Source organism: Collimonas sp. (genome assembly GCF_035566555.1).
In the GTDB taxonomy this organism is placed as follows: domain Bacteria; phylum Pseudomonadota; class Gammaproteobacteria; order Burkholderiales; family Burkholderiaceae_D; genus Collimonas.
The window spans coordinates 1-12,240 of the sequence record NZ_DATMRB010000173.1 but is presented as its reverse complement, the minus strand read 5'-3'; the positions used below and the strand labels follow the sequence as shown (position 1 = coordinate 12,240).

Annotated in this window: 12 protein-coding genes and 1 riboswitch; of the genes, 5 read left to right on the top strand and 7 right to left on the bottom strand. The window is 60.7% G+C overall.

The window, feature by feature from the left end:
- Nucleotides 1-25: 25 nt before the first annotated feature.
- From secB to VNZ65_RS21465, 3 genes are all read right to left on the bottom strand, one after another.
- On the bottom strand, nt 26-529 hold the full coding sequence (gene secB / locus VNZ65_RS21475; protein ID WP_061944787.1) for a protein-export chaperone SecB: 504 nt from the start codon (nt 527-529) through the stop codon (nt 26-28).
- A gap of 108 nt (nt 530-637) precedes the next feature.
- Nucleotides 638-901 carry a glutaredoxin 3 gene (grxC, locus tag VNZ65_RS21470; protein ID WP_098494339.1) on the bottom strand — a complete coding sequence of 88 codons (264 nt, stop codon included), beginning with the start codon at nt 899-901 and terminating at the stop codon, nt 638-640.
- Nucleotides 902-949: 48 nt separating this feature from the next.
- Complete coding sequence (locus VNZ65_RS21465; protein WP_061944793.1) at nt 950-1,351, bottom strand: rhodanese-like domain-containing protein; 402 nt, start codon at nt 1,349-1,351, stop codon at nt 950-952.
- A 163-nt stretch (nt 1,352-1,514) separates the two neighbouring features.
- Between VNZ65_RS21465 and gpmA the strand changes: the two genes are divergently transcribed.
- The 5 genes from gpmA (at nt 1,515) to VNZ65_RS21440 (ending at nt 8,200) form a co-directional block, all read left to right on the top strand.
- Nucleotides 1,515-2,261 carry a 2,3-diphosphoglycerate-dependent phosphoglycerate mutase gene (gene gpmA, locus VNZ65_RS21460; protein ID WP_325672672.1) on the top strand — a complete coding sequence of 249 codons (747 nt, stop codon included), beginning with the start codon at nt 1,515-1,517 and terminating at the stop codon, nt 2,259-2,261.
- A 74-nt stretch (nt 2,262-2,335) separates the two neighbouring features.
- Nucleotides 2,336-3,793 (top strand): murein hydrolase activator EnvC family protein, encoded by a 1,458-nt coding sequence (locus tag VNZ65_RS21455; RefSeq protein ID WP_414649194.1) that lies wholly within the window; start codon nt 2,336-2,338, stop codon nt 3,791-3,793.
- 3 nt (nt 3,794-3,796) lie between these two features.
- Nucleotides 3,797-5,332 carry a S41 family peptidase gene (locus VNZ65_RS21450; protein ID WP_325672670.1) on the top strand — a complete coding sequence of 512 codons (1,536 nt, stop codon included), beginning with the start codon at nt 3,797-3,799 and terminating at the stop codon, nt 5,330-5,332.
- Between the two features lie 113 nt (nt 5,333-5,445).
- Nucleotides 5,446-6,201, top strand: coding sequence for a molybdopterin-synthase adenylyltransferase MoeB (locus tag VNZ65_RS21445; protein WP_325672668.1), 756 nt, complete (start codon nt 5,446-5,448; stop codon nt 6,199-6,201).
- 196 nt (nt 6,202-6,397) lie between these two features.
- Nucleotides 6,398-8,200, top strand: a complete 1,803-nt coding sequence (locus VNZ65_RS21440) for an alkaline phosphatase D family protein (RefSeq protein ID WP_325672666.1) — start codon at nt 6,398-6,400, stop codon at nt 8,198-8,200.
- Nucleotides 8,201-8,260: 60 nt separating this feature from the next.
- On the opposite strand, the gene VNZ65_RS21435 is transcribed toward VNZ65_RS21440, so the two are convergent.
- From VNZ65_RS21435 to VNZ65_RS21420, 4 genes are all read right to left on the bottom strand, one after another.
- Nucleotides 8,261-8,794: a 6,7-dimethyl-8-ribityllumazine synthase gene (locus VNZ65_RS21435; protein WP_325672664.1), complete on the bottom strand. Its 534-nt coding sequence runs from the start codon at nt 8,792-8,794 to the stop codon at nt 8,261-8,263.
- 168 nt (nt 8,795-8,962) lie between these two features.
- A riboswitch (FMN riboswitch) is annotated at nt 8,963-9,119 on the bottom strand.
- Between the two features lie 82 nt (nt 9,120-9,201).
- A complete protein-coding gene (locus VNZ65_RS21430; RefSeq protein WP_414649196.1) occupies nt 9,202-9,951 on the bottom strand; it encodes an ABC transporter ATP-binding protein in 750 nt (249 codons plus the stop codon).
- Between the two features lies 1 nt (nt 9,952).
- A complete protein-coding gene (locus VNZ65_RS21425; RefSeq protein WP_325672661.1) occupies nt 9,953-11,755 on the bottom strand; it encodes a branched-chain amino acid ABC transporter ATP-binding protein/permease in 1,803 nt (600 codons plus the stop codon).
- Nucleotides 11,755-12,240 (bottom strand): branched-chain amino acid ABC transporter permease (locus VNZ65_RS21420; protein ID WP_325672659.1); only part of this gene is annotated, 486 nt, incomplete at its 5' end. The genes VNZ65_RS21420 and VNZ65_RS21425, both read right to left, overlap by 1 nt.

The window sequence follows — 12,240 nt, the reverse complement described above, 5'->3', positions numbered from 1 at the left end:
CCCGCCGGGCCCGCGCCTTGCGGAATTAGTTGATGGCTGTCGAGCCGTCAACTGCGATACTGTCGCCGCTGCCTTTTTGCGCCTGCTCAGCCAGCGCTTGCAGACGCTGCTGGTAGAACACTTCGAAATTGATTTCGGCCAGGTGGATAGGCGGGAAACCGGCACGCGTGATGGCGTCAGCCAGATTGGCGCGCAGGTACGGATAGACGATGTTCGGGCAGCCGATGCCGAGCAGCGGATCCAGTTGTTCAGTCGGGATGTTGCGCAGTTCGAAAATGCCGGCTTGCTTGCCTTCGACCAGGAACGCGACCTTGTCTTTCACCTTGGCGGTGACGGTAACCGTCACGGTCGACTCGAAAATGCCTTCGGCCAGCGCTTCGGCGCCGACATCCACGGCGACTTCGATCTGCGGAGCCTCTTGCTCGAGGAAAATGGCCGGCGAATTCGGTTGTTCAAGCGACAGATCTTTCAGGTAGACGCGTTGAATCTGGAACACCGGTTGCTCAACTTGTTGGTTCTCTTCAGCCATGACACTCTTTCAGTTAATTTAAATTAGCCAGACGGCAATCCCTGCAACCTGGCCGGTTTTCAATGCAGTTTGCAACAATACCTGATTCCCAGGAGAAATTGCCGAAAATCAGGCGCTTTGCAGCAGGGGCTCCAGCTTGCCATCGCGATCGAGCGCATGCAAGTCGTCAAAGCCGCCGACATGGGTTGCACCGATATAAATTTGCGGCACGGTGCGGCGACCGGTCTTTTGCATCATGGTTTCGCGCTGCGACGGATCGAGGTCGATCCGGATTTTTTCAATATTTTCCACGCCTTTTGCCTTCAGCAACTGCTCGGCGCGGATACAGTATGGGCATACTGCGGTGCTATACATTACAACATGGGCGGTCATGATCACTCTTCCTTGTTCGGCTCCGCCGCCATCCAGGCGGGGCGGCGCTTATTTGACGGTAGGCAGGCCCTGGGTCTGCCAGGCAGCGATGCCGCCTTCCAGGTTATAGGCCTGGGCAAAGCCGGCCTGGCTCAATTGCGCTACCGCCTTGGTGGCCTGGCTGCCGGTCTGGCACACCACCAATACATTCTTTGCTTTAAACTTGTCCAGCTCGGCAATACGTTGCGGCAAGTCTTTCAAGGGGATGTTCTTGGCGTCGATCAGGTGGGCGGCGGCAAAAGCCTCGCTGTCGCGTACGTCCAGCACCAGCGTCTTGCCCTGGTTGATCAGCTGGGTCGCCTGTAAAGTCGACACCCGGTTACCGCGCTTTTGCAACAAAGGCAGCAACAGCGCGCCGCCCGACAATATTGCTACTGCAATCAGAAAAATGTTATCAATCAAGAATTTCACGGGTATCCAATGGTATTAGTTAATCCCGCCATTATAAAATAGAAGCTGTAGCGCCATTCAATTCGTATCGGCTCAGGTGCAAAAACCTTTGAGCGGCGCGGCTGAATTCCATGGCGAGCAACCGATTTCCTACTTACCTATCTAACTTAGTTAGCAAACCACCATGTACAAAATCGTATTGATGCGCCACGGCGAATCCACCTGGAACCTGGCGAACCGCTTCACCGGCTGGGTGGACGTCGACCTCACCGAAAAGGGCGTGGCGGAAGCCAGGCAGGCAGGCCAGCTGCTGCTGCAAGCAGGCCTGACCTTCGACCTGGCTTATACCTCGGTGCTGAAACGCGCGATCCGCACCCTGTGGGGCACGCTCGACGAGATGGACCTGATGTGGCTGCCGGTCAAGCATCACTGGCGCCTGAACGAGCGCCACTACGGCGCCCTGCAAGGCTTGAACAAGGCCGAAACCGCCGCCAAGTACGGCGACGAGCAGGTCATGGTGTGGCGCCGCAGCTATGACACCCCGCCCATGCCGCTGGAACCCAACGATCCGCGCACTTCCTATGCCGATCCGCGCTACGCCGGCCTGAAACGCGAAGAAATCCCGCTGACCGAATGCCTGAAAGACACCGTGGCGCGGGTATTGCCGTTCTGGAACGAGGAAATCGCGCCATCCATCCGCAGCGGCAAGCGCATCATCATTTCCGCCCATGGCAACAGCCTGCGCGCTCTGATCAAGATGCTGGACGGCATCAGCGATGAAGATATCGTCGGCCTCAACATTCCTAACGGCCAGCCGCTGGTGTATGAGCTGGACGCAGACCTGAAGCCGATCAAGAGCTATTACCTGGGCGACCAGGCTGCGATCGCAGCGGCGATGAACGCGGTCGCCAGCCAGGGGAAAGCGAAATAAATATCTCGCCGGGCCGTTTCCTGACACCTTTCTGCAAACGCAAACCCAGCCATGCCAGGCTTCTGGCATGGCCTTTGGCGCTGCTGCTGGCGGCAACGCTGGCGGCGGCCCTGCCTTTGGCCGCTCACGCAGCTCCCGCCAAGATCACCGAGCGCAGCAAGCAAAAACAGGCGGCCGAAGCACAGCGCGCCGACTTGCGGCAAAAACTGGACAGCCTCAAGCGCGACATCAGCCAGACCGAAACCGAGAAGGACGACGCCAGCGACGCCCTGGCCGACTCGGAAGAGGCGGTTTCCAAGGCCACCCGCTCCCTGCGCGACCTGAGCGCCGAACAACAGCAGACCGAGGCCAAAGTGGCCAAGCTGGCCAAGCAGCACGACGATCTCAGCAAGACCGTGGCCAAGCAGCAAACCCAGCTGGCCAACCTGCTGCGCCAGCAATACGTCGCAGGCAACGAGGACCGCATCAAGCTGCTGCTGTCGGGCGACAATCCTAACCGTATCAATCGCGACCTGCAGTACATGGGCTACGTCTCGCAAGCGCAAGCCAAGCTGCTGGAAGCGCTGCGCGCCAATCTCGCCGCGGTGGAAGCCAACCAGACCGAAGCCCAGAACGCCAAGGACGACCTGGATGAAATCGCCCAGGAACAGCGCGACCAGAAAAAACTGCTAGAACAAGAAAAAGCCAAGCGGGCGACGCTGCTGACCCAGCTTTCCAGCAAACTGAACAGCCAGCGCAAGGAAGCCGGCAATATCCAGCGCGACGACCAGCGTCTGTCTGGCCTGGTGGACAAGCTGGCGCAACTGATCGAGGCACAGAAGCAGGCGGAAGCCGCCGCCCGCGAGAAACAGCGCCAGCAGCAGCTGGCCCAGGCCAAAGCCAAAGCCGAGGCGCTGGCCCAAGCCCAGGCTGCGCGCGAGCGCCTGGCCGAGCAGCAGCGCGCCGCCCAAGCCAGGAAGCCGCCCGCCACGGACACCACGGTCAAACCCAAGCCGCTCAATCCGGACGCCATCGACGACGATCAGCCGCCTGCCGTGGCCGTCACGCCGCCGGCGCCAACACCGGCACCGGTGTCGCCGGTAGCGCGCAACGAGCTGACGCCGGAACCCGAGGTCAAGGATGTCTCTTATGGCAAGCCGTTCGAATCCCTGCGCGGCCAGCTGCGGCTGCCGGTACGGGGCGACGTCATGGCGCGCTTCGGCAGCAAGCGCGGCGACGGCCCGAGCTGGAAAGGGCTGTTCATCCGTACCCCGGAAGGCACCGAAGTCAAGGCGGTTGCCTCCGGCCGCGTGGTGTTTGCCGACTGGCTGCGCGGCTTCGGCAACCTGATCATTGTCGACCACGGCAACCAGTACATGACTATTTACGGTAATAATCAGGCATTATTGAAGCGCCCCGGCGATGCAGTCAAAGCCGGCGACGTGATTGCCAATGCCGGCAACAGCGGCGGCAATGAACAATCGGGTTTATACTTCGAAATTCGGCATCAAGGCCGTGCGTTTGACCCACTCGGGTGGGTAACTACTAGGTGAAACATGGGCAGTAAGCTTAAAAATATCGGTCTAATCAGTTTAGGCGTCATTGCGGGCATCGGCGCCTCTATCCAGTTCGACGCCATTGCGCAGAAGAGTGCTGCCGCGCCATTGCCGCTGGAAGAATTGCGGCAGCTGGCCGATGTGTTCGGATTGATCAAGTCCGACTATGTGGAGCCGGCGGATGACAAGAAGCTGCTGACCGAAGCCATTTCCGGCATGGTCGCCTCGCTCGACCCGCACTCGGCCTACCTCGACAAGAAAGCCTACAAAGAGCTGCGCGAGAGCACGCAAGGCAAATTCGTCGGGCTCGGCATCGAAGTCGGCATGGAAGATGGTTACATCAAGGTAGTTTCGCCGATCGAGGATTCGCCGGCCTACCGCGCCGGCATCAAGGCGGGCGACCTGATCACCCGTCTGGACGGCGCCGCGGTCAAGGGCATGACCCTGGAGCAAGCCGTCAAGCGCATGCGCGGCGAGCCGAACACCAAGATCGTCCTGACCATTTCGCGCAAGGACGAAGACAAGCCGCTGATCATCAGCATCACGCGCCAGGAAATCCGCGTCCAGAGCGTCAAGTCGAAAGTGGTTGAACCGGGCTATGCCTGGTTGCGCATCACCCAGTTCCAGGAACCGACAGTGGACGACATGGCCAAGAAAATTGCCGCCATCTATGCCCAGGAGCCGAATCTGAAAGGCCTGGTGCTGGACCTGCGCAACGATCCGGGCGGCGTCTTGCCGGGCGCGATCGGTGTCTCCGCCGCTTTCCTGCCCAAGGATTCGGTGGTGGTGACCACCAACGGCCAGCTGCCGAGCTCCAAGGCGTCGTTCTACGCCAAGCGCGAATACTATGCCAACCCGGGCAACGACCCGCTGGCGCGCCTGCCTGAGGCCTTGAAAAAAGTGCCGATGGTGGTGCTGGTGAACACCGGTTCGGCCTCGGCTTCGGAAATCGTCGCCGGCGCCCTGCAAGACTACAAGCGCGCCACCATCATGGGCACGCAAACCTTCGGCAAGGGTTCCGTGCAATCGGTGATCGCACTGCCGCCGGACCGCAACACGGCAGTCAAGCTGACCACCGCGCGCTACTACACGCCTAACGGCCGTTCGATCCAGGCCAAGGGCATCGTGCCGGACGTCATGGTGGATGAATATGCCGACGGCGACGGCTTGAACGGCCTGCGCCTGCGCGAAGCCGACCTCACCAAGCATCTGAGCAACGATACCGACAAGGGCCCTGAAGTCAAGGCGCCGAAAGTGGACGAGCTGGAAGAAGCGCAACGGATTGCCGCTGTCGAGAAAAAGCGCAAGCCATTGGAATACGGCAGCAAGGATGACTTCCAGCTGGCGCAGGCGCTCAACCAGCTGAAGGGCTTGCCGGTGCAGGTATCCAAGGTCAAGCCGGAAGTGCGTTCGGAAAACGACAAGGACGACAAGGCAGTCAAGGATGACAAGCTTGACCCCGCCGCCGGCGCCATCATCCACAAGGATGAGCCGAGCGACGACAAGGCTGGCGACAAGAAGAGCGATAAAAAATAATCGTTTTTCACGCTACACGTAGGGTGGGCACCCGTGCCCACGCGTGACCTCAAACCCGCCCGCAAAGTCTATCCCGATATCACGTGGGCAGAAAAACCTGCCCACCCTACGTTATGAACGACCAGCAATTACTCCGCTATTCGCGCCATATCCTGCTGGACGATATCGATATCGCCGGCCAGGAGAAATTCCTGGCGGCGCATGCGCTCATCGTCGGCGCCGGCGGCCTCGGCTCGCCGGTGGCGCTGTACCTGGCGTCGGCCGGCGTCGGCCGCATAACGCTGGTGGATAACGACAGCGTCGACCTGACCAATCTGCAGCGGCAGATTCTGCATACCAGCGACCGCATCGGCCAGGCCAAGGTCAGTTCGGGCAAGACTGCCATGACGCAAATCAATCCGGACATCGACATCGTCGCCTTGTCCGAGCGCGCAGACCAGGCCCGCCTGCAGCAGCTGATCGCCGCTGCCGACGTTGTGATCGACTGCAGCGACAACTTCGCCACCAGGCAAGCTATCAACCGTGCCTGCGTCGCCTTGAAAGTGCCCCTGGTGTCGGGCGCGGCGATCCAGTTCGACGGCCAGATCAGCGTCTTCGATCCGCGCTCCGAAACATCACCCTGCTACGCCTGCCTGTTTCCACCCGATCGCGAGTTTGAGGAAATAGCCTGCTCCACCATGGGCGTGTTTGCGCCGCTGGTCGGCATCATCGGCAGCATGCAGGCGGCCGAAGCGCTCAAGCTGATCGCCGGCATCGGCTCCTCCTTGGCGGGCGTCCTGCTGATGCTGGATGCGCGTAGCATGGAGTGGACGCGCATCGGCGTCGCTCGCGATGCCGGCTGCCCGGTTTGCGGTGCGCAGCATCCCTGACGCCGCCATTTCCGGCGCCTGCACGTAAATCGGCGTTGATGCAATTATTTAGTTAATTATTAGTAACCTTCCTCTGATTGCCTGTTTTTTCCCCTGCAATTGCTCCCGCTGTTTTAAATTACGTCTTGCTTTCGTGTCATCAAATCATGCGATGGATACGATAAGCGTCACATAACTATAAGCGGGAGACAAAGCAATGAAGCGCAGACAGTTTTTGAAAGGTTCGGCATTTTTCACGGTAGCAGCAGCATCAGGAATACTTAGCGCATGTGGCGGCAGCGCGGATATCGACAGCGGCGCTGCTGGCGTGTTTGCCTTTCCGCAGGGGATAGCCTCCGGCGATCCGAAGGAAAGCAGCGCCGTGTTCTGGGGACGGGTAGTACGCAAAAACGGCGCCACGGCCGATGCGATCAACGTGCGCCTGGATGTCTCCACCAGGCAGGATTTCTCGGCCCTGACGGCGCAAGTCAACCTGAGCGCCAGCGCCGACTACGATTTCACGGTGCGCGCCAAAGTCACGCAACTCAATCCGGAAACCATCTACTACTACCGCTTCGTCGCCGGCAGCGACGTCAGCCCCACCGCCCAGACCAAGACCGCGCCGCTGGCCAGCAGCAGCAACAGCCAGGTCCGGTTTGCCTGGATCACCTGCCAGGACTGGTCGGTCAACCATTGGCAGGCGATGTCTTTGCTGGCGCAGGAAAACCTGGATTTCGTGGTGCATGTCGGCGACTACATCTATGAAACCGTGGGCGCCTCATTCCAGGCCGGCGGCGCCGAACCGGCGCACGGCACGATCAAGCTGCCGGACGGACTGGCGCATCCGGGCGGCGGCATCTACGCCAATACGCTCAACGACTACCGCACTCTGTACCGCACCTACAAGACCGACGCGCGCCTGCAAAGCATCCACCATAAATTCCCGGTCATCGCGATCTGGGACGATCACGAATTCTCCGACGACTGCTGGCAGGACCACCAGGTTTATACCAACGAGAACAAGCAGCAGACCGCGCGCCGCCGCAGCGCTACCCAGGCCTGGGCGGAGTACACCCCCATCGATTTCGGCGACCTCTCCTTCGACCTCAACAACAGCAGCTACCAGAACATCCGTATCTATCGCGATTTCCGCTTCGGCAAACTGGTGCACCTGGTGATGACTGACGAGCGCCTGTACCGCGACGACCACATTGTCAGCGAACAATCGGTGGCGCAACAGCTGGGCCACGATCCGGTCAACGGCGACGATTCGATCGGCTCGCGCTACTTTGTGCCGCAGCCGCTATTGCTGCAAATGGAAGCGCAGGAAACCGCCAAGCTGGGACGAGCGCCGTCGATACTCGGACCGACACAGACGCAATGGTGGAAAGACACCCTGAAAAATTCAGATGCGACCTGGAAGGTGTGGGGCAACGAAATCATGCTGAACCGCATGTGGGCCGACCTGACGCCGCCGGCGTTGGGCATTCCGCCGCCTTACAACCAGCTGTACGTGATCAACTGCGACTCATGGGACGGCTTCCCCAGCCACAAAGGGGAACTGTTGTCTTACCTGGATACGCAAAACATCCAGAACGTGGTGGCCATCACCGGCGACCTGCATGCTTTCCAGTGCGGCGTGGTGCGCGCCAATCCTGGCGACCTGAACAGCCGGCCGGTACTGGTGGATTTCCTGACGGCCGGCGTCAGCAGCCAGTCCTTCTATAACTACATCAAGTCCGGCGCAGCGGTCGTCAATCCCTTGCTCGGCCAACTGGTGCAGACGCCGCAGACTTTCGACAGCCTGCTGAAGCACTTCAATCCCGACTTGGCCTACGTCGACCACGATGCCCAGGGCTATGCCACGGCCACCATCACCAGCGACAGCATGGTAGTGGTGTTCAACAAGGTCAAGCCGCTGGCCGGCGACAGCAGCGCGCCAGCGCAACCGTTGCTGAAACGCACCCGCATGACGCTGGCCAGGGGTTCGAGCACGCCGCTGATCGAAGACAACGTCTGATCATGCGTTGAGCGCCGCTATCGCCCGCGCAGACAGGCGCGGACGATAGCGGATCTTCCCTTAGGCGCTATGCAAGGCACGCACGGCGCCGGGCGCTTGCATGGCCTTCAGCGCGCGCAATTTCTGGATGGTGTCGGCGCAGGCGCGGGCAGCTTCTGCGCCCTTCACCAGGAAATGCTCGAAGAAATACTTGCGATGTTCTTCGCCGCCGTGGAAATGATGCGGCGTCAACACTGCCGACAGCACCGGTACGCCGGTTTCCAGCTGCACCTGCATCAAGCCGTCGATCACTGCGTGGGCGACGAATTCATGGCGATAGATGCCGCCATCCACTACCAGCGCGGTAGCCACCACTGCTGCATAGCGGCCGCTGTTGCCCAACAGTTTGGCGTGCAAGGGAATTTCAAAGGCGCCGGCGACTTCGAAGAAATCGATGTCTTGCTCGCCGTAGCCGGCCTTGGCGATTTCGGCAATGAAAGCGATACGGCATTGATCGACAATCTCGCGGTGCCAGCCGGCCTGGATGAAAGCGATGCGTTCATTTGCTGCGCCGGGAATTCTTGCCTTGATATCTGTGGTGTGTTGCTGTTGCATCTGACTCTCCTGTTTAAATGATAAAAACAGGGCGCGTTGGATCGAAAGGAAGCGCGCACTCGCCAGCGCCGACAAAAATCTTGCCAAAGGCGATGCCGATGGCAGTAACGCTGCCGTCGCCTGGGCGACATGCAGCAAGATTCTTATCGATGCTGACAGCACGGTACAACCTGTTCTCTCTTTATCCGGACTATACCGTCGGCCCCGGAATCCAACCGGGTCTGCTGACCTTGCCGCCACAGTTGTAGCAACAAGCGCTCGCGGGCTATGCGCATTGCACGCAATTACCGCCGGTGGGGAATCGCACCCCGCCCTGAGAACGTCTCGGCCAATTACTTAACCGAGCCACGAATTTATCACATAATTTGCGGCGCTGCACAAGCCGGCCCGATCGGGCGCTTGCGGCGTCAGCCTGCCTTCTTCGCCAGCCCCAGATAGGTATCGATCACCCGGGGGTCGTGCGCCAGCTCGGCGGCAGGTCCTTGCAATGCGATCTCGCCGGTTTCCAGCACATAGGCGTAATCGGCCGCCTGCAAGGCGGCACGGGCATTTTGCTCGACCAGCAGAATCGCCACGCCGCTCTGCTTGAGGCGCACGATGATGTGAAAGATCTCTTTCACGATCAGCGGCGCCAGGCCGAGGCTGGGCTCATCCAGCAACAGCAGCCGCGGCTTCGCCATCAAGGCCCGTCCCAGCGCAAGCATTTGCCGTTCTCCGCCGGAAAGGCTGCCGGCCTGCTGCTTGCGCCTTTCCTGCAGACGCGGGAACAATTCGTATACCACCGCCATCTGATCGGCGTAGCCGCTCTCCCTCGCCTTATAGCGCCGATAGCTGCCGAGCAGCAGATTGTCTTCCACCGTCATGCTGGCAAACAGTTCGCGCTTTTCCGGCACCAGGCACATGCCACGCGCAACCCGGGTTTCGACCGCCACGCCGGCCGTATCCTGGCCCAGAAAACGCACCGTGCCGCGCATGCTGCCGTTGACCGGCATGGCGCCAGCAAGCGCGTTCAGCATGGTCGACTTGCCGGCGCCGTTGGGGCCGATCACGGTCACGATCTGGCCGGCGCCGACCTGCAGGCTGGCGCCGTGCAAGGCTTCCACCTTGCCATAAGCGACGTGCAGGTCGTGCACTTCCAGTACCGGATTGACGACCATGTTATTCATCGATGCCTCCCAAATAGGCTTCCAGCACGGCCGGATCTTGCTGGATTTCGGCCGGCAAGCCTTCGGCAATCTTGCTGCCGAATTCCATCACCACCAGGCGGTCGGTCAGGTTCATGACAAAATCCATGTCGTGTTCCACCAGCAAAATGCTCATCCCTTCAGCCCTCAGCTTGCGCAACAACTCAGCCAGCGCCAGCTTTTCCTGATAGCGCAAGCCGGCGGCCGGTTCGTCCAGCAATAGCAAAACGGGATCGCAGCACAAGGCGCGCGCGATTTCCAGGATCCGCTGCTGGCCCAGCGCCAGACTGCCGGCCTCTTCATACAGCAAATGCCCGAGGCCGACGCGCTCGAGCTGCGTTTTAGCCTCGAACAGCAAGGTCTGTTCTTCCGCTCGGTTAAGGCGCAGCAGGCTGGCAGCGATGCCGCCGACGTCCTCGTGCTTGCCGCGCAGGTGAGCGCCGATAGCGACGTTCTCCAGCACCGACATGCTGCCCATCAGGCGCACGTGCTGGAAGGTGCGGGCAATCCCGCGCGCGACAATCTGGCGCGAAGGCAAACCCGAGATCGTTTGCAAACCCTGCTCGCTACGGAATCTGATCGACCCGCTCGTCAACGGCGAGACTCCCGTCATCAGATTGAACATGGTCGATTTGCCGGCGCCGTTGGGACCGATCAGGCCGACGATCTGGCCAGCAGCGACGCTGAAGCTGATGTCATTCACCGCCACCAGCCCGCCGAACTCCTTACGCGCACTCTCGATCTCCAGCACCACGCCACCATCGGCAGGCCTGTTCCTGGCCGGCAGCGCAGCCGCCGATTGCGGTGCTCTTGCCATCACGCCGGCAGGAACCAGCCTGCGCAGATGCGGCCACAAGCCATCGCGCGCACGCTGCAGCAGCAGCACCATCAGGATGCCGAAGACAATGGTTTCGAAATTGCCGCTGGCGCCCAGCAGTTTCGGCAGCCACGATTGCAGTTGGTCCTTCAGTACGGTCAGCAAGGCCGATCCCAGGATCGCTCCCCATACATAACCGGCGCCGCCGACCACCGCCATGAACAGGTATTCGATGCCGGCATTCAGGCCGAACGGCGTCGGACTCACCGAGCGCTGCAGATGTGCATACAGCCAGCCCGAGACGCTGGCCAGCAGGGCTGCCAGCACAAAGATCAGCACCTTGATCCAGGCGGTATTGACCCCCATCGCCTCCGCCATCACGCCGCCGCCATTGAGCGCCCGGATGGCGCGGCCAGAGCGAGAATTCAAGAGATTCTGCAAGCCCGCCAGCGCCAACAGCAGGATGGCCCAGATCAGGTAGAACATCTTGCGGCCGCTATCGAGTTCGAGACCAAACAGACCGATGGCTGGAATACCGTTCAAGCCGTCGTACTTGCCCAGGAATTCCAGATTGCCGAACAAGAAATACAGCGACAAGGCCCAGGCAATCGTACCGAGCGGCAGGAAATGCCCGGACAAACGCATGGTAATGCCGCCGATCGCCAGCGCCGCCAGCATCGTCACGCCCAAACCGGCCAGCAGGCCGATCCATGGCGAGAGTCCGAACTGGGTACTGAGATAAGCGGTGGAATAGGCGCCAAGGCCGACAAAAGCCGCCTGGCCAAAAGACGTCAGGCCGCCGATGCCGGTCAGCAGCACCAGCCCCAGCGCCACGATGGCATACAGGCCGATGTAGTTGGCCAAGGTGATCCAGAATTCCGGCGTCGGCAATATCGGCAGCAACAGCAGGATCGCCAGGAACAGGATGAACGGCAGTTTGCCGGCAGAAAAGCGCGGCATCACTGATCTCCCTCGTCGATCTGCTTGCTGCTCAGCGAACGCCACAGCAGCACCGGAATAATCAAGGTGAACACGATCACTTCCTTGAAGGCGCTGGCCCAGAACGACGAGTACGACTCCAGCAGACCCACCAGCAAAGCGCCGGCGGCGGCAATCGGATAGCTGCCAAGGCCGCCGATGATGGCGCCGACGAAGCCTTTCAATCCGATGAGAAAGCCGCTGTCGTAGTAAATGGTCGTCAGCGGTGCAATCAGAATGCCGCACAAGGCGCCCAGCGCCGCCGCCAGCGTGAACGCCAGCCGTCCCGCTTGCGCGGTGCCGATGCCGACCAGGCGCGCGCCGAGGCGGTTGACGGCGGTAGCGCGCAAAGCCTTGCCCGACAAGCTGCGTTCAAAGTAGAGATAGAGGGCGACGATCAGCAATAGTGAGGCCAGGATGATGACGCAGCTCTGGCCGGAGACAGTCAGGCCGCCGATGTCGAAACG